17 protein-coding genes are annotated in these 16,911 nt (G+C 69.8%); 2 read left to right on the forward strand and 15 right to left on the reverse strand.

Annotation, left to right across the window (positions count from 1 at the left end; all coding sequences use genetic code 11):
* Window positions 1-356, forward strand: a 356-nt coding sequence (locus DEJ33_RS15850; RefSeq protein WP_220034497.1) for a hypothetical protein, incomplete at its 5' end; no start/stop codon positions are given.
* A 73-nt stretch (window positions 357-429) separates the two neighbouring features.
* Here DEJ33_RS15850 and DEJ33_RS15855 read toward each other — a convergent pair.
* From DEJ33_RS15855 to DEJ33_RS15925, 15 genes are all read right to left on the reverse strand, one after another.
* Window positions 430-2,820, reverse strand: a complete 2,391-nt coding sequence (locus DEJ33_RS15855) for a bifunctional (p)ppGpp synthetase/guanosine-3',5'-bis(diphosphate) 3'-pyrophosphohydrolase (protein ID WP_258374680.1) — start codon at window positions 2,818-2,820, stop codon at window positions 430-432.
* 45 nt (window positions 2,821-2,865) lie between these two features.
* Window positions 2,866-3,225: a rhodanese-like domain-containing protein gene (locus tag DEJ33_RS15860; RefSeq protein WP_111195507.1), complete on the reverse strand. Its 360-nt coding sequence runs from the start codon at window positions 3,223-3,225 to the stop codon at window positions 2,866-2,868.
* Complete coding sequence (secF, locus tag DEJ33_RS15865) at window positions 3,225-4,223, reverse strand: protein translocase subunit SecF (RefSeq protein WP_111077128.1); 999 nt, start codon at window positions 4,221-4,223, stop codon at window positions 3,225-3,227. Before secF ends, DEJ33_RS15860 begins: the two co-directional genes overlap by 1 nt.
* Complete coding sequence (gene secD / locus DEJ33_RS15870) at window positions 4,223-5,986, reverse strand: protein translocase subunit SecD (RefSeq protein ID WP_111077127.1); 1,764 nt, start codon at window positions 5,984-5,986, stop codon at window positions 4,223-4,225. The genes secF and secD overlap by 1 nt, the downstream gene beginning before the upstream one ends.
* A 91-nt stretch (window positions 5,987-6,077) precedes the next feature.
* Complete coding sequence (gene yajC / locus DEJ33_RS15875) at window positions 6,078-6,467, reverse strand: preprotein translocase subunit YajC (protein WP_111077126.1); 390 nt, start codon at window positions 6,465-6,467, stop codon at window positions 6,078-6,080.
* A gap of 66 nt (window positions 6,468-6,533) precedes the next feature.
* Entirely contained in the window at window positions 6,534-7,571 is a 1,038-nt protein-coding gene (ruvB, locus tag DEJ33_RS15880) for a Holliday junction branch migration DNA helicase RuvB (RefSeq protein ID WP_111121018.1), read from the reverse strand.
* Entirely contained in the window at window positions 7,568-8,188 is a 621-nt protein-coding gene (gene ruvA, locus DEJ33_RS15885; protein WP_110902311.1) for a Holliday junction branch migration protein RuvA, read from the reverse strand. The genes ruvB and ruvA overlap by 4 nt, the downstream gene beginning before the upstream one ends.
* Complete coding sequence (ruvC, locus tag DEJ33_RS15890; protein WP_375334690.1) at window positions 8,185-8,841, reverse strand: crossover junction endodeoxyribonuclease RuvC; 657 nt, start codon at window positions 8,839-8,841, stop codon at window positions 8,185-8,187. Before ruvC ends, ruvA begins: the two co-directional genes overlap by 4 nt.
* Entirely contained in the window at window positions 8,838-9,602 is a 765-nt protein-coding gene (locus tag DEJ33_RS15895; RefSeq protein WP_110902313.1) for a YebC/PmpR family DNA-binding transcriptional regulator, read from the reverse strand. Before DEJ33_RS15895 ends, ruvC begins: the two co-directional genes overlap by 4 nt.
* Window positions 9,603-9,688: 86 nt before the next feature.
* The gene (pdxT, locus tag DEJ33_RS15900; RefSeq protein WP_111077124.1) at window positions 9,689-10,288 is read right to left on the reverse strand and encodes a pyridoxal 5'-phosphate synthase glutaminase subunit PdxT; all 600 of its coding nucleotides are present in this window, start codon (window positions 10,286-10,288) and stop codon (window positions 9,689-9,691) included.
* A complete protein-coding gene (pdxS, locus tag DEJ33_RS15905; RefSeq protein ID WP_110902315.1) occupies window positions 10,278-11,195 on the reverse strand; it encodes a pyridoxal 5'-phosphate synthase lyase subunit PdxS in 918 nt (305 codons plus the stop codon). The genes pdxT and pdxS overlap by 11 nt, the downstream gene beginning before the upstream one ends.
* A 29-nt stretch (window positions 11,196-11,224) precedes the next feature.
* Entirely contained in the window at window positions 11,225-11,806 is a 582-nt protein-coding gene (locus tag DEJ33_RS15910) for an HIT domain-containing protein (RefSeq protein ID WP_111077123.1), read from the reverse strand.
* Window positions 11,806-13,794 (reverse strand): threonine--tRNA ligase, encoded by a 1,989-nt coding sequence (gene thrS / locus DEJ33_RS15915; RefSeq protein WP_111077338.1) that lies wholly within the window; start codon window positions 13,792-13,794, stop codon window positions 11,806-11,808. Before thrS ends, DEJ33_RS15910 begins: the two co-directional genes overlap by 1 nt.
* 95 nt (window positions 13,795-13,889) lie before the next feature.
* On the reverse strand, window positions 13,890-14,432 hold the full coding sequence (locus tag DEJ33_RS15920; protein WP_110902317.1) for an adenine phosphoribosyltransferase: 543 nt from the start codon (window positions 14,430-14,432) through the stop codon (window positions 13,890-13,892).
* Between the two features lie 133 nt (window positions 14,433-14,565).
* Window positions 14,566-14,811, reverse strand: coding sequence for a hypothetical protein (locus DEJ33_RS15925; protein WP_110902318.1), 246 nt, complete (start codon window positions 14,809-14,811; stop codon window positions 14,566-14,568).
* 981 nt (window positions 14,812-15,792) lie between these two features.
* Between DEJ33_RS15925 and DEJ33_RS15930 the strand changes: the two genes are divergently transcribed.
* The gene (locus DEJ33_RS15930) at window positions 15,793-16,806 is read left to right on the forward strand and encodes a glycoside hydrolase family 6 protein (RefSeq protein ID WP_111077122.1); all 1,014 of its coding nucleotides are present in this window, start codon (window positions 15,793-15,795) and stop codon (window positions 16,804-16,806) included.
* Window positions 16,807-16,911: the final 105 nt, after the last annotated feature.

Raw genomic sequence — 16,911 nt, forward strand, 5'->3', positions numbered from 1 at the left:
GGTGCTCCCGCCCGCCCGTCCCCCACGACGGCTGCGTCCCCGCCGACGAACGGTTCCGCCGACGTGGCGCGTGGACGACCGTGCGCGAGATCGCCCTCGACGACGACGACGTCACCATGTGCGCCGGGGTGCGGGTGCTCACGCCCGAGGCGACCGCCCTCGACCTGCTGCGCGTCCGACGTCGGTTCGGCATGCGGGACGCCGAGGCCCTCCGCGGACTGGTGGTCGCCGCGGACCTCGACCCGTCGTCCCTCGGACGCTGCCTCGCGCAGGCGGAACGGGCGCCGATGGGACGGCAGGCGCAGCGGCGGTTCCGCGACACCGGGTTCGACCGGACCGATCGGAGCCCGGCCTGACCGGCGCTGCCCGGCCTGACCGGCACTGCCCGGCCTGACCGGCACTGCCCGGCCTGACCGGCACTGCCCGGGGTCAGCCCGCGCTGACCCGGTACACGTCGTACACCGCGTCGATGCGACGGACGGCGTTCAGCACGCGGTCGAGGTGCGTGGTGTCGCCCATCTCGAACACGAACCGTGACAGTGCCAGGCGGTCGGACGACGTCGACACGGTGGCCGACAGGATGTTCACGTGGTGGTCGGTGAGCACCCGGGTGACGTCGCTGAGCAGGCCGGACCGGTCGAGCGCCTCGATCTGGATCTGCACGAGGAACACCGACTTCGACGACGGGGCCCACTCGACCTCGATCATCCGGTCCGGCTCGTTCATCAGTGACTTGACGTTCGTGCACGACGCCTGGTGCACCGAGACGCCCTGGCCGCGGGTGATGAAGCCCACGATCTGGTCACCAGGCACCGGAGTGCAGCACTTCGCGAGCTTCACGAGGATGTCCGGCGCACCGCGGACGAGCACGCCGCTGTCGCTGTTGCGCAGCTGTCGGCTGGTGACGTGACGCGGGAACGAGAGTTCCGGCTCGTCGGTCTCGGTCTCCGTCTGGATGCTGCCGAGCGCCTTCTCGATGACCGACTGGCTGGAGACGTGGCCCTCGCCGACCGCCGCGTAGAGTGCAGCGACGTCGTCGTACCGCATGGCCGACGCCACCTCGGAGATGGTGTCCTGGCTCATGATGCGCTGGAGCGGCAGGTTCTGCTTCCGCATCGCCCGCGCGATCGCGTCGCGGCCCTGCTCGATCGCCTCTTCGCGACGTTCCTTCGTGAACCACTGCTTGATCTTGTTCCGCGCTCGCGGGCTGCGGACGAACGTCAGCCAGTCCTGGCTCGGCCCGGAGTCGGGGTTCTTCGACGTGAAGATCTCGACGACGTCACCGCTCGACAGCGCGCTCTCGAGGGGCACCAGCCGGCCGTTGACCTTGGCGCCCATCGTGCGGTGTCCGATCTCGGTGTGCACGGCGTAGGCGAAGTCGACCGGCGTGGCACCGGCGGGCAGGCCGATGACCTTGCCCTGCGGGGTGAAGACGTACGTCTCCTTCGCACCGATCTCGTACCGCAGCGAGTCGAGGAACTCGGCCGGGTCGCTGGTCTCCGCCTGCCAGTCGGTGATGTGCGCGAGCCACGCCATGTCCTGGTCGGACTGGCTCGAGCTCTCGGCGTCGCGCCCGGTGACGCGCTGCTTGTACTTCCAGTGCGCGGCGACACCGAACTCGGCACGCTGGTGCATCTCGTGCGTACGGATCTGGATCTCGACCGCGCGACCCTGCGGCCCGAGGACCGTCGTGTGCAGCGACTGGTACAGGTTGAACTTCGGCGTCGCGATGTAGTCCTTGAAGCGACCGGGCAGTGGCGTCCACCGCGCGTGCACCGCACCGAGCATCGCGTAGCAGTCGCGGACCGTGGGGACGAGGACGCGGATGCCGACCAGGTCGTAGATCTCGTCGAACTCGCGCCCGCGCACGATCATCTTCTGGTAGATCGAGTAGTACTGCTTCGGGCGGCCCATGACGTCGCCCCGGATCTTGGCGGCCTTCAGGTCCTTCTTCAGGGTCCCGGTGACGCTCTGCACGAACTGCTCGCGCTTGGGCTGCCGCTCCTTGACCAGGCTGTCGATCTCGACGTAGAGCTTCGGGTGGAGCACGGCGAAGGACAGGTCCTCGAGCTCCAGCTTGATCATCTGGATGCCGAGGCGGTGCGCGAGCGGCGCGTAGATCTCGAGCGTCTCCTTCGCCTTGCGCGAGGCGGAGGCGGACTCCACGAAACCCCAGGTGCGGGCGTTGTGCAGGCGGTCGGCGAGCTTGATGACGAGTACCCGGATGTCCTTCGACATCGCGATCACCATCTTGCGGACGGTCTCGGCCTGGGCGCTGTCGCCGTACTTGACCTTGTCGAGCTTCGTGACGCCGTCGACGAGCATCGCGATCTCGTCGCCGAAGTCCTCGCGCAACTGGTCGAGCTGGTAGTCGGTGTCCTCGACCGTGTCGTGCAGCAGCGCGGCCGCGATCGTGATCGTGCCGATGCCGAGGTCGGCGAGGATCTGCGCCACGGCCACGGGGTGGGTGATGTACGGCTCGCCCGACTTCCGCTTCTGCCCGTCGTGCGCACGCTCGGCGACGGAGTACGCGCGCTCGATCAGCGTCGTGTCCGCCTTGGGGTGGTGCGACCGGACCGTGCGGATCAGGGTGTCGACGGCACCCGCGGGCTGTGCGCGAGAGAACAGCCGCGGCAACAGGGAGCGGAGCGAACCGAGGTTCCCCGTCGTGTTCGCACCGAGCGGCGGACTGGACGGCCGCGGTGCCGAACCGGGCCGCGAGCCGTCGCCGGGCCGGGACGCACCGCCGGACCCAGGAGCACCGCCGGACCGGGAGGCTGCGCCGGCATCCGGCTGCGAGGACTCACGCGTGTCGGTCATGCTGCGCCTCCCGGGACTCGATCCGACAACACTACGCGTGTCGTGTCAGTGCTCGTGACCACGTTCGCCGTCAGCGGCGGCGTCCGAGCCGGGCCGGACGACGGGGGCCCCGGACTGCTCCCAGGCGACCATGCCGCCGGAGAGGCTGACGGCGGGGACGCCGGCGCGCTCGAGCGCCGCGACCACTTGCGCCGACCGGTACCCGCTGTGGCACACGACCACGGCGGGGTGCTCGTCGTCGACGGGGACCTCGGCCCAGCGGGCCTGCAGCTCCGACATCGGCAACAGCGTCGCCTGCGGTGCGTGCACCTCGTCCCACTCGGACTGCTCGCGGACGTCGATCAGCGGTGCGCCGGCCTCCAGGCGCGCGAGCGCCTCGGTGAGGTCGACCTCGGCGGCGGCCATCAGACCTCCGCCCCGGCCTCGACCGGACGCTTCTTCGCGGCCGCCTGCTGCTTCTTCGCGTCGGCCGCGACGATCTTCGGCTCCTTCTCGCGGAGGTGCGCGTACATCGGCGAGGCCAGGAAGATCGTGGAGTACGTCCCGACGATGATGCCGATGAACAGGGCCAGCGAGATGTCCCGCAGCGTTCCGGCACCGAGCACGTACGACCCGATGAACAGGATCGCCGCCACGGGCAGGAGCGCGACGATCGAGGTGTTGATCGACCGGACCAGCGTCTGGTTCACTGCCAGGTTGACCGACTGCTTGAACGTGCGGATCGACTCGATGCTCGTGTTCTCGCGCACCTTGTCGAACACCACCACGGTGTCGTACAGCGAGTACCCGAGGATGGTGAGGAAGCCGATCACCGCAGCCGGCGTGACCTCGAGTCCGACGATGCCGTAGACCCCCGCTGTGATGAGGAGATCGTGGATCAGTGCGGTCATCGCCGCGAGCGACATCTTCCAGGTGCGGAAGTACAGCGCCATGAACACGGCTGCCAGGGCCAGGAAGATCACGAGACCGCGGATCGCCTGCGCCAGGACGTCGGCACCCCACGTCGCACCGATGAAGGTCGCGGCGACCTTGTCGTCCGGCACCTTGTACGCCGAAGCGAGTTCGGAGGCGATCTCGTCGGTCTGGGCGGTCGTCAGCTGACCTGTCTGCACGCGGATGCCGTGCTGGCCGAGCTGCGAGACGCGCGGGATGACGTCCGGGACGACGCGTTCGACCGTCTCGGTCGCGAGGCCCTGGTCCGTCGACTTCGCGTCGGAGATGGTGAACTCGGAGCCGCCGGTGAACTCGATGCCGAGCTGGTACCCGCCGCGCAGCCACGGGATCGCGAGCGAGAGCACGATGCACACGACCGCGATGACGTACCAGGTCTTCCGGCGCCCGACGATGTCGTAGGACCGCTTGCCCGTGTAGAGGTCGCTGCCGAACTGGCTGAAGCTCGCCATCAGCTGTCCTTCCCGTTGCCGGTGCCGGTGCCGTTGCCCGTGCCGTTGTCGGTGCCGGCGGCCTTGCGCTCGGCGATGGTCTGGCGGCGGGCGGCTTCACGCGCACTGCGCTGCCGCTTGCCGTCCACGATCGGGGCCCGGAACTGCGCTCGGCCGCGGTACACCGCACCGAGTGCTGCCGGGTCGAGCCCGCTGAAGCGGTGCCCTTCGCCGAAGAAGCGCGTCCGCGCGATGAGCTGCATCATCGGGTGCGTGAAGAGCGCGACCACGACGACGTCGATCAGGGTGGTGAGGAGCAGCGTGAACGCGAAGCCCTTCACGTCACTGACCGCGAGCACGTAGAGGGTCACGGCGGCGAGGAAGTTCACCGAGTCGGAGGCCAGGATCGTGCGGAGTGCACGCTTCCAGCCGGACTCGACCGCGCTCTCGAGGGCGCGGCCGTCACGGAGTTCGTCTCGGATGCGTTCGAAGTACACGATGAACGAGTCCGCCGTGATGCCGATCGCCACGATCAGACCCGCGACTCCCGCCAAGGACAGTCGGTAGTCGACGCGCCACGACATGATCGCGATCACCAGGTAGGTGAGCGCTGCGGCGACACCGAGCGACAGGACCGTGACGAACGCCAGGGACCGGTACTGGATGACCGAGTAGATGACCACGAGGATCAGACCGATGAGACCGGCGACGAGGCCGCCGACCAGCTGCGCGGTACCGAGCGTCGAGGAGATGACCTCGTTCGACTGCACCTGGAAGTTGATCGGCAGCGCGCCGTACTTCAGCTGGTCAGCGAGTGTCTTCGACGAGTCGGCGGTGAAGTTGCCGGTGATCTGCGCCTTGCCGTTGGTGATCGCGGAGTTCGTCGTCGGTGCCGTGATGACGGTGCCGTCGAGGACGATCGCGAACTGGTTCTGCGGCTGGGCGAGCTTGACCAGGCGGTTCGTGACCGAGCCGAAGTCCTTCGTGCCGGCACCGTTGAAGGACAGGTTGACGGCCCATTCACCGGTCGTCGTGCCCTGCGAGTTCGACGCGAGACCCGAGGTGGCGTTGCTGATGTCGGCACCCGACACCTCGACCGGGCCGAGGATGTACTTCGCCGCACCGTCGTTGTCACACGTGACCAGGGGCTCGTCGTCCGGAGCCGACGTGACGTCGTCCGGAGCCGTGCACTTGTAGTTCGTGTAGAGGTCCTGCAGCTTGGGCGTCACCCAGGCCAGGTCGCTGCCGTTCGTCGGCTTCGCGCTCGGCGTCGCCTGCAGCGATGCGGGCGGCGAGTACGGCGTCGGCGAGGCGGACGACCCCGAGCCGGAGTCCCCCACGGCGCTGTCTGACGCTGCCTCGGTGTAGAGCACCGGCCGGAAGGTCAGTTTCGCCGCGGCCTCGATGCGCTGGATCGTCTGCTGGTCCGGCTTGCCCGGGATCGAGACGACGATGTTGTTCGCGCCCTGGGTGTTGATCTCGGACTCCGAGACACCGGTGGCGTCGATGCGCTGGCGGATGATGTTCACCGCCTGCTGCAGCTGCTGCGAGGTGACTGCCGAGCCCTCGGTGCTCTGCGCTGCGAGGGTGATCTGCGTACCACCTTGCAGGTCGAGTGCCAGCTCGGGGAGCCAGCTCGCGCCGGCGTACCACTTGTCGGAGGCGTTCTTGGTGGTGCTCGCGAGGACCGATGCGGCGGTGTTCAACCCCGCGAGGACCGCGATGAGGATCACCAACCAGGTGAGCGAGCGGAGCGCCTTCTTGACGGGTGTCGATCGTGCCACCGGTCGTCTCGTCTTTCTGTCGTGAGCCCCGCACGTCGCAACGCACGGGGCTCATGGTGTCGCACCGCCGGTCAGCCGGCGGCGTCGGAGGTCAGTCTTCGGTCTTGCGCTTCGTGGTGTCGACGTCCTCGACACGCTCGCCGTAGATCGGCTCGCCGTTGAGTTCGGTGACGTGGGAGTCCGACTCGGTCTCGGTCGTGACGGTCGTGTCCACGGCCTCCGGGGTCTCTTCCGGGACGACGCGGGACAGCGTCTGGCGGTGCACCGTGATGACGGTGCCGGGCGCGATCTCGACGTCCGCGGTGACCTTCTCGTCATCGACCGACACGAGCGTGCCGTACAGGCCGAAGGACAGCATGACGCGTGCGCCCGGGACCATCTGGCTGGCGGTCTCGGTCTGCTGCTTCTTGCGCTTGCGGCTGCTGTAGAACATGAAGGCCGCGAACGCCACGACGATGATGATGAGGAAGTACTGGTCCATGGGAGCCTTCGGTCGGTCGAGCGGTTTCGGGCGCGAGCAGTCTAGAGCACGCACATGTGCAGTACTTCACGCATCGTCGGCGTCGAAGAGACCGGGCTGGGCGGCCGCCTGGCCGGGTGTCAGACCGAAGTGTCGCCAGGCCTGCGGCGTCGCGATCCGCCCGCGCGGGGTCCGGGTGACCAGACCGATCCGCACGAGGAACGGCTCCACGACCGACTCGATGGTCTCGGACTCCTCGCCCACGGACACCGCGAGCGTGTTCAGGCCGACGGGTCCGCCGTCGAAGCGGGTGAGCATCGTCTCGAGCACCGCGCGGTCCAGCCGGTCGAGGCCGTACTCGTCGACGTCGTAGAGCTCCAGGGCCCCCTGGACGGCAGCCATGCCGTCGCGGGTGCCGTGCACGAGCGCGTAGTCCCGGACGCGACGGAGCAGGCGGTTCGCGATGCGCGGGGTACCCCGGGAACGCCCGGCGATCTCCCGCAGGGCGTACCGGTCGAAGTCGAGCTCGAGCAGGTGCGCGGCACGGATCAGGACCTGTTCGAGCTCGTCGCGCTCGTAGAACTCGAGGTGCGCGGTGAAGCCGAAGCGGTCGCGGAGCGGATTCGGCAGGAGACCTGCCCGGGTGGTCGCCCCGACGAGGGTGAACGGCGCGAGGTCGAGCGGGATGCTCGTCGCCCCGGCGCCCTTGCCCACCATCACGTCGATGCGGAAGTCCTCCATCGCCAGGTAGAGCATCTCCTCGGCCGAGCGCGCCATCCGGTGGATCTCGTCGATGAACAGGACGTCGCCGGGCATCAGGGACGACAGGACCGCGGCGAGGTCGCCGGCGTGCTGGATCGCCGGTCCGCTCGACATCCGCAGCGGCCGCGCCGACTCGTGCGCGACGATCATCGCGAGCGTGGTCTTGCCGAGTCCGGGAGGCCCGGCCATCAGGATGTGGTCCGGCGTCCGGTCCTGCATCGCCGCGGCCTTGAGCAGCAGGTCGAGCTGCCCGCGGACCTTGCGCTGTCCGACGAACTCGTCGAGCGACTTCGGTCGCAACGCCCCCTCGAACGCCAGCTCCTCCGGCGACTGTGCGTCGGCGGCGGTGATCCCGCCGCTCACCGTCCGGCACCGGTGGGTCGGAGGGTCCCGAGTGCGGCGCGGAGCAGCGCCTGGGTGCCCATCTGCTCGACCCCGGGTTCGTTCGCGACGGCGTCGTCGACGGCACTGCGGGCAGCGTCCTCGCGCCAACCGAGACCGACGAGCGCGGTGACGACGTCCTCGGACGCGGGGTGGGCGACGGCTGCGGCAGCCGCTGCCGTGGTCGTGGGCGCCTCGAAGGCGGCGAGCTTGCCGGCGAGGGCGACGATGATCAGCTTGGCCGTCTTCGGGCCGATGCCGGAGACCTTGCGGAACGCTCCGTCGTCGTCGTTCGCGACGGCGTTCGCGACCTGGGCCGCGGTCATCTGCCCGAGGACGCCGAGTGCCGACTTCGGGCCGACGCCGGAGACACTCCGGAGCAGGTCGAAGACGCGCAGGGCATCGGTCGACTCGAAGCCGAACAACTCGAAGGCGTCGTCGCGCACGATCAGGGCCGTCCGGACGAAGACCTCGGATCCGTGACGCATCGTCAGGGCGTGCGCGGGCGTGACCGTGACGGCGTACCCGACTCCCCCGACCTCCACCACGGCGGTCGATCCGGCGACGTCGATGCAGGTGCCCCGGAGACTCGCGATCATGCCCCGAGCCTAGGGCGGGCCGGGGACGTCCTCGCGCCGCCGCTCCGCACGAGGGGCGACGCGGCACTGCGTCCGGCCGCGCCGGCCTGCGCGTCCCGCCAGGCCCGCTGTGCCGGGGTGAGCGTCGACGGACCGGAGCTGACGGCATCGGGCGAGCCGAGCCTCCAGGCATGACAGACGGCCAGGGCGAGCGCGTCCGCGGCGTCGGCGGGCTTCGGCGCCTCGGCGAGCCCGAGGACCCGGGCGACCATCGCCTGGACCTGCCGCTTGTCCGCGTTGCCGTAGCCGGTGATGGCGGCCTTCACCTCGGACGGGGTGTGCAGACCGACCGGCAGCCCGCGCGCGGCGGCCGCGTGCAGGGCCAGGCCCGACGCCTGCGCCGTCCCCATCACGGTGCGGACGTTCGCCTGCGCGAAGACACGCTCGACCGCCACCGCGTCGGGACGGTGTGCGTCGATCTGTTCGGCGATGCCCTCGGCGATCGCGAGCAGTCGCAGTTCCAGCGCCATGTCGGCGGGGGTCCGCACGACCGTCACGTGCACCAACCGCGCCCGGCGATCCGGCGTGACCTCGACCACGCCGACGCCGCAGCGGGTGAGCCCGGGGTCGACCCCGAGGACCCGGAGCGCCGCGCCGGACCTGGCCGTGATCAGTCCTCGTCTTCGTCGAGTTCGGCCTGGACGTCCGCCGGCACGTCGAAGTTGGCGTAGACGTTCTGGACGTCGTCGCTGTCCTCGAGCGCGTCGATGAGCTTGAACACCTTGCGGGCGGTGTCGGCGTCGACCTCGACCTTGAGGTTCGGTACGAACTCGGCGTCCGCGGCGTCGTAGTCGATGCCGGCAGCCTGCAGGGCGGTCCGCGCCTCGACGAGGTCACTCGCCTCGGTGATGACCTCGAAGCCGCCGCCCTGGTCGATGACGTCCTCGACGCCGGCGTCGAGCACGGCCGTCATCACGTCGTCCTCGGTCAGGTCGTCGGTCTTGGTGACCGAGATGACACCCTTGCGGTTGAAGTTGTACGCGACGCTGCCCGGGTCGGCCATGGTGCCGCCGTTGCGGCTCATCGCCGTCCGGACCTCGGCCGCGGCACGGTTCTTGTTGTCGGTGAGGCACTCCACCAGGAGCGCGACGCCGTTCGGCCCGTAGCCCTCGTACATGATGGTCGTGTACTCGATCGACTCACCGGTCAAGCCGGCGCCGCGCTTGATGGCGCGGTCGATGTTGTCGTTCGGGACCGAGGTCTTCTTGGCCTTCTGGACCGCGTCCACGAGGGTCGGGTTGCCCGACATGTCGGCCCCGCCCATCTTCGCGGCGACTTCGATGTTCTTGATGAGCTTGGCGAACGACTTCGCACGGCGACCGTCGATGACGGCCTTCTTGTGCTTCGTCGTCGCCCACTTGGAATGCCCGGACACGGTTCTCCTTGCGTCGTGCGGAAAGTCTCCGACAGTTTACCGGCTGGGCCCACACGGCCGGTACCGGCGCGCCACGGACCCCCGCGTCAGGCGCGGCGGACGATGTCGAGGAAGCGACGGTGGAACCGGTCCTCGCCCGCGACCTCGGGGTGGAACGCACTCGCGAGCACGTTGCCCTGCTGCACGGCCACCACCTGGCCGTCGGGCAGCGCACCGATGACGTCCACGCCGGACCCGTGCTGCTCGACGACCGGCGCGCGGATGAACACCGCGTGCACCGGGTCGGCACCGAGGTCGGGCATCGGGATGTCGATCTCGAACGAGTCGTTCTGGTTGCCGAAAGCGTTGCGCCGCACCGTGGTGTCGAGGACGTCGAGCGTGTGCTGCCCCGCGATGCCGTCGGTGATCCGCGAACTGAGCATGATCATGCCCGCGCACGTACCGTAGGTCGGGAGTCCGGCACGGATGGCGTCACGCAGGGGCTCGGCGACGCCGAACGCGCGGGAGAGCTTGTCCATCACGCTCGACTCGCCGCCGGGGATCACGACACCGTCGAGGGCGTCGATCTCCTCCGGGCGGCGGAGCGGGACGACGTCCGCACCGAGCTCGGCGAGCGAGGCGATGTGTTCGCGGAAGTCGCCCTGCAGTGCCAGGACGCCGATCCGGGGGGCGGCCTTACCAGCCACGCTCGGCGAGGCGGTGCGGTGCTGGGACGTCGGCGACGTTGATGCCGACCATCGCTTCACCCAGACCACGGGAGACCTCGGCGATGACCTTCGGGTCGTCGTGGAAGGTGACGGCCTTGACTATCGCGGCGGCACGCTTCGCCGGGTCGCCCGACTTGAAGATGCCGGAACCGACGAACACGCCGTCGGCACCGAGCTGCATCATCATCGCGGCGTCCGCGGGGGTGGCGACACCACCGGCGGTGAAGAGCACGACGGGCAGTGCGCCGGTCTGGGCGACTTCCTTCACCACGTCGTACGGCGCCTGCAGTTCCTTGGCAGCGACGTAGAGCTCGTCCTCCTTGAGGTTCCGCAGCGCCGCGATCTCCTTCGAGATGGTGCGGATGTGGCGCGTGGCCTCGGACACGTCACCGGTGCCCGCTTCGCCCTTGGAGCGGATCATCGCCGCACCCTCGGTGATGCGACGGAGGGCTTCGCCGAGGTTGGTGGCGCCGCAGACGAAGGGGGTCGTGAAGCCCCACTTGTCGATGTGGTTCACGTAGTCGGCCGGGGAGAGGACCTCGGACTCGTCGATGTAGTCGACACCGAGCTCCTGCAGCACCTGGGCCTCGACGAAGTGCCCGATGCGGGCCTTCGCCATGACCGGGATCGACACGGCGGCGATGATCTCCTCGATCATCGACGGGTCGGACATGCGGGCGACACCACCCTGGGCGCGGATGTCGGCGGGGACGCGCTCGAGGGCCATGACGGCGGTGGCGCCGGCTTCCTCGGCGATGCGTGCCTGGTCGGCGTCGATCACGTCCATGATGACGCCGCCCTTGAGCATCTCCGCGAGACCGCGCTTGACGCGCGAGGACCCGGTGGTCGAAGTGGCGTTGACGGTGCTGGGGGTGCTGTCGCTCATGATCCCTCCATCTTAGTGCGGAGCAGGCGTCAGCGCTGTTCGCCCCAAGCGTCCGCGATGAGCACCCGGGTGTCGCCGAGCATCTGCGACATCGACTTGGTGCGGGCGATGATCGGGAAGAAGTTCGAGTCCGACTCCCACCGCGGGACCACGTGCTGGTGCAGGTGCGCGGCGACCCCGGCTCCGGCGACCTCGCCCTGGTTCATGCCGATGTTGAAGCCGTCGCAGTGCGAGACCCGCCGGAGGACCCGCATCGCCGTCTGGGTCAGCTCGCCGATCTCCTGCAGTTCCTCCGGCGTCGTCTCGTCGTAGAGCGGGACGTGTCGGTACGGGCAGACCAGCAGGTGCCCGTTGTTGTACGGGTACAGGTTCAGCAGCACGTACGCGTGCTCGCCCCGCGCGACGATGAGGGCTTCCTCGTCGGACTTCCGCGGCGCCTCGCAGAACGGGCAGTCGTCACGGTGTCCGCGGCCCTCGCCCGCGCGACCGGCGTCGATGTAGGCCATCCGGTGCGGGTTCCACAGGCGCTGGAAGGCGTCCGGGACCGCCGCCTGGGTGGCGGCGTCCCGGATCACCAGCGGGTCGCCCTCGTCGTCGAGCGGGCCGGTCATCAGACCTGCACGCGGTCGCGGATGGCGGTCGTGATGCGCTCCACCGCTTCGTCGACGGGCACGCCGTTGTCCTGACGGCCGTCCCGGAAGCGGAAGCTCACGGCCCCGGCGTCGCGGTCGTCCCCGCCCGCGATGAGCTGGAACGGCACCTTCGCCTTGGTGTGCGTGCGGATCTTCTTCTGCATGCGGTCGTCGGAGTGGTCGACCTCGGCGCGGACGCCCTTCGCGCGGAGCTTCGCGACGACTTCGTCGAGGTAGTCGCCGTACTCCTCGGCCACCGGGATCGCGACGACCTGCACCGGCGAGAGCCATGCGGGGAACGCTCCGGCGTAGTGCTCGGTGAGGACGCCGAAGAACCGCTCGATGGACCCGAACAGGGCGCGGTGGATCATCACCGGGCGCTGCCGGGTGCCGTCGGCGGCGGCGTACTCGATGCCGAAGCGCTCCGGCAGGTTGAAGTCGAGCTGCACGGTGGACATCTGCCAGGTGCGGCCGATGGCGTCGCGCGCCTGCACGGAGATCTTCGGGCCGTAGAAGGCCGCACCGGCGGGGTCGGCGACGAGTTCGAGCCCGGACTCCTCGGCGACCTCGCGCAGGGTGTTCGTCGCGACCTCCCAGACCTCGTCGTCGCCGACGTACTTCTCGGGGTCCTTGGTGGAGAGCTCGAGGTAGAAGTCGTCGAGGCCGTAGTCGCGGAGCAGGGACAGCACGAACTGGAGGGTCGTCGTGAGCTCCTCCTTCATCTTCTCCTGCGTGGTGAAGATGTGCGCGTCGTCCTGGGTCAGCCCGCGGACCCGGGTGAGGCCGTGGATGACGCCGGACTTCTCGTTGCGGTAGACCGTGCCGAACTCGAACATCCGCAGCGGCAGGTCACGGTACGACCGGGCCTGCGACCGGTACGCCAGGATGTGCATCGGGCAGTTCATCGGCTTGAGGTAGTAGTCCGCGCCCTGACGGGTGACGTTGCCGTCCTCGTCGCGGGCCTCGTCCATGTGCATGGGCGGGAACATGCCGTCCTTGTACCACCCGAGGTGCCCGGACTGCTCGAACAGGTCGCCCTTGGTGATGTGCGGCGTGTAGACGAACGAGTAGCCCTCCTGCTCGTGCCGCCGACGCGAGTAGTCCTCCATCTCGCGGCGGATGATGCCGCCCTTCGGGTGGAAGATCGCCAGGCCCGAACCGATCTCGTCGGGGAACGAGAACAGGTCGAGTTCGGCGCCGAGCTTGCGGTGGTCGCGCTTCGCTGCCTCTTCGAGACGCACGAGGTACGCCTTGAGCTGGTCCTTGTCCGGCCACGCGGTGCCGTAGACGCGCTGCAGCTGGGGGTTCTTCTCCGACCCGCGCCAGTACGCGGCGGCGACGCGCATGAGCTTGGCGGCGTTGCCGATCCAGCGGGTGTGTGGGACGTGCGGGCCACGGCAGAGGTCCTGCCAGACGACGTCGCCGGACTTCGGGTCGACGTTCTCGTAGACGGTGAGTTCACCGGCACCGACTTCGACGCTCTCGCCGGAGTCGCCTTCCGACGCGGCACCCTTCAGGCCGATCAGCTCCTGCTTGTAGGGCTCCCCCGCCATGAGCTCACGGGCTTCATCGTCGGTGACGACCCGGCGCCGGAAGCGCTGGGCTTGCTTGACGATGCGGTCCATGCCCTTCTCGATCGCCTTGAGGTCCTCCGGTGTGAAGGGCTCGGCGACGTCGAAGTCGTAGTAGAAACCGTCGGTGACGGGCGGCCCGATGCCGAGCTTGGCGTCCGGGTTGATCTGCTGCACCGCCTGCGCGAGCACGTGCGCGGCCGAGTGGCGCAGGATGTCGAGGCCGTCCTGCTCGTCGAGCGTCACCGGCTCGGCGGTCTCCCCCGCCTGGACGTCGGCGGCGAGGTCCTTGAGTGCTCCGTCGACACGGATGGCGACGACACCGCGGACGCCGTCGAAGAGCTCGGTCCCCGTCGTGGTGGTCGTCGCGGTGCGGGGCTCGGGTGCCTGGGGCACGTCGGCGGGCTCGGCGGATGCTGCGGCGACTGACTCGGTCACGATGGTGGGGCTCCCTCGGTCTGGTGGTACGTCGATGGTAGTGGCGGGCCGGGTCAGGCGGGCACGCGGCCGAGCGTGGTCACGGGCAGGCGCGGCTCGAGGCGCTCCCGGCCGGACAGCCCGTCGAGTTCGAGCAGCGCGGCGAACCCGATCGCCTGGTACCCGGCACGCTCGAGCAGGGTCACGGTCGCGGCCGCGGTGCCGCCGGTGGCCAGGACGTCGTCGACGACGAGCACGCGGGTGCCGGGCTCGAGCTGGCCCGGGCGGAGTTCGAGTTCGGCCTCGCCGTACTCGAGCGCGTACTGCTCACTGAGGACCTCGCCAGGCAGCTTGCCGGCCTTGCGCACGGTGAGCACGCCGACCTGGTGCTGGGCGGCGATGCCGCCGGCCAGGGCGAACCCGCGGGCCTCGATCCCGGCGACGGCTTCGAAACCGGCGCCCACCGCGAACGGCGCAGCGAGGGCCTCGCAGACGCGGCCGAAGGCGATCGGGTCGGCGAACACCGGCGTCACGTCGCGGAAGAGCACGCCCGGCTTCGGGAAGTCGGGGACGATCGTGGTGAGGCGCTCGACGAGAGCAGCCGCGGAGTCGGTCATGCACTCAACCGTACGGGGCTGGCAGCGTCCCGCCGTCCGGCGCGCTTGCACGGGTGGCGCCGGACGGGAGGCTCGCCACCGGCTGGTGCGGTGCCTCCCGTCCGGCGCTGGTCGCGACGGCTGCCCACGTCCGTCACCTCCACATGTGCATGGCGGCGCCGAGCATCACCCACTCGGCTTCTCGGCGCAGGCGGGCCTGTTCTTCGCGGTGCCGGCGGAGCTCGTCGGCCGGGTCGACCTCGTGCGGCTGCCGCCGGGTGCGACGGCTCCACACGATGAGGGCGAGTCCGATCCGGAGGGCGATCCGGTCCGGCAACGACACCCGGTGGGGTCGTCCCGTCGGCGGCCGCACGGGTCGGAGGAGGGTCTTCGATGACATGGTGGATTCCTGTTCGGAGAATGGATTCGAGTGCTCGAGAAAGGGTCGACGAATCGACCGGAGAAGACCGTGGCGATGTCCCGGAAGGCGCGACAGCGCGACCTCGGAGAATGTCGTGAGGGCATTCCGGACGCATTGTCGGAAGGAGTGCGGCCCGGCCGGGACGGCCGTGCACGAGTGCCGGAACTGCTGCCGGGCCGGAGGCGCGCCACGGCCGGACCAGCACCGCTGGCGGTCCAACGCACCAGCCGGGCTCCAGCGCGCAGCGCTCAGGCCCGGTCAGCGTTCCGGCCCGGAACTCGTCAGGACCGGCACTCGTCAGGACCGGGGCGTGCCAGGACCAGGGCTCGCCGGGACGCGGATCTGCCAGGACTCGCGCCCGCTAGGACCCGGGCCTGCCAGGACTCGCGCCCGCTAGGACCCGGGCCTGCCAGGACTCGCGCCTGCTAGGACCCGGGCCTGCCAGGAGCCGGCGTGCCAGGACTCAGCGCGGTACGAGGACCAGCACGGGGCTGGACTCAGTGCATCCCGCAGGTGCGAGGAAGACCGATCAGCAGGAACCGAGGACGGGACCGGTGGTTCCACGGACTGCACGGTACGGCGTCTGCATGGTGATCATTGTCGGCCCCCTTTCGGCGAGGTCTCTGCGGCACTGCTCTGGATCGGTACTGCTTTGAATCGGTACTGATTCGATTCGGTACTGCTCTGCATTCATCGGAACATCCGTTCGGGTGTTCGCGATGAGGGAACACTATCCGTGTCCGCAAGCGACGCGCAACCCTTTCCGGTGATCTCGTGCGGAATTGCATGGCGGAACACCTGAGCCCACTCCGACCGGCCCGCACCACCGGATGAACACGGCGGTCGCACCCCGGTCAACCCCTCGTTCTGGAGATCGACCGCCACGCGGAGCACGGGTTCCGATGGTCCACGGTCGGCGGTAGGACGTGCAGGGCGTCCCCCGGCCTCGGAGGGGAACCGATGCACACCAGGATCCGAGCACGCGTCGCAGCAGTGCTCATCGCGACGGCCACGATCACCGGAACGGGCGCACTGCACGCCTCGGACGGGGCAGTCGCCGCCGTGCCACCGCTCACGAGCGCCACCATCAGGACCGCGGCCGCGACCGAGGTCTTCGCGGGCGGTCTCGCCGTGCAGCCGGACAGCCAGCCCGCCCTGGCGGCAGCGAAGCTCACCGCCGAGGGGCGGACCACCGAGGCGGCCGCCGCCCGCACGATCGCCACCCGACCGATCGCGACCTGGCTCGGGGAGTGGTACACCGGCGGCCTGCTCGACCGGGTCGTCGCCCGCAACCTGGCCGTCGCCGAGAAGGCCGGGACCACCCCCGTGTTCGTGACCTACGCGATACCCAACCGGGACTGCGGCGGCTACTCCGCCGGCGGGCTCGGTGCCGCCGAGTACACGGCGTGGAACCAGCAGATCGCCGCCGACCTCCGCGGGCACCGGGCGGTCGTGCTCGTCGAGCCGGACTCGCTCTCGCACCTCGCGACGTGCACGAGCGAGCGTGACACACGACCCGGCCTGATCGCGTCCGCCGTCCGTGCGTTCACGGCCGCCGGCGTGCCGACGTACCTCGACGGCGGCAACGAGAACTGGAACACGCCGGCGCTGCAGGCCTCGTACCTGCAGCAGGCCGGGGTCACGGACGCACGCGGCTTCTTCACGAACGTGTCGAACTTCTACGGGGTGGACGGGGAGCGGGCCTACTCCGACCGCGTGAGTGCCCTGACGGGTGGGTCGCACTACGTCATCGACACCTCGCGCAACGGCCGCGGGTGGTCCGGGTCGTGGTGCAACCCGCCGGGTGCCGGTCTCGGCCGGGTACCGCACGCGACCGGCGGCACGACGGGACTCGACGCACTGCTCTGGGTCAAGACGCCCGGGGCGAGCGACGGGACGTGCAACGGCGGGCCCGCCGCGGGTTCGTGGTTCGCGGCGTACGCGGTCGACCTGGTCGCCAACGCACGGCAGTAGTCGGCGCCGGCCGGGAGGCGCACCCCGCCGGGCGACGAGCGGTCGGGACGACGAACGGTCGGGACGACGAACGGCCCGGCCCCCGCGTGGGGACCGGGCCGTCAG

This window comes from Curtobacterium sp. MCPF17_047, from assembly GCF_003234045.1.
GTDB lineage: Bacteria > Actinomycetota > Actinomycetes > Actinomycetales > Microbacteriaceae > Curtobacterium.

Coding starts and splice junctions, on each gene's coding strand:
- DEJ33_RS15930 (WP_111077122.1), top strand. CDS start 15,793: ATGCACACCAGGATCCGAGCACGCGTCGCAGCAGTGCTCATCGCGACG.
- secF (WP_111077128.1), bottom strand. CDS start 4,223: ATGGCGAGCTTCAGCCAGTTCGGCAGCGACCTCTACACGGGCAAGCGG.
- pdxS (WP_110902315.1), bottom strand. CDS start 11,195: ATGAGCGACAGCACCCCCAGCACCGTCAACGCCACTTCGACCACCGGG.
- ruvA (WP_110902311.1), bottom strand. CDS start 8,188: ATGATCGCGAGTCTCCGGGGCACCTGCATCGACGTCGCCGGATCGACC.
- DEJ33_RS15860 (WP_111195507.1), bottom strand. CDS start 3,225: ATGGCCGCCGCCGAGGTCGACCTCACCGAGGCGCTCGCGCGCCTGGAG.
- yajC (WP_111077126.1), bottom strand. CDS start 6,467: ATGGACCAGTACTTCCTCATCATCATCGTCGTGGCGTTCGCGGCCTTC.
- DEJ33_RS15920 (WP_110902317.1), bottom strand. CDS start 14,432: ATGACCGACTCCGCGGCTGCTCTCGTCGAGCGCCTCACCACGATCGTC.
- DEJ33_RS15910 (WP_111077123.1), bottom strand. CDS start 11,806: ATGACCGGCCCGCTCGACGACGAGGGCGACCCGCTGGTGATCCGGGAC.
- DEJ33_RS15925 (WP_110902318.1), bottom strand. CDS start 14,811: ATGTCATCGAAGACCCTCCTCCGACCCGTGCGGCCGCCGACGGGACGA.
- DEJ33_RS15855 (WP_258374680.1), bottom strand. CDS start 2,820: ATGACCGACACGCGTGAGTCCTCGCAGCCGGATGCCGGCGCAGCCTCC.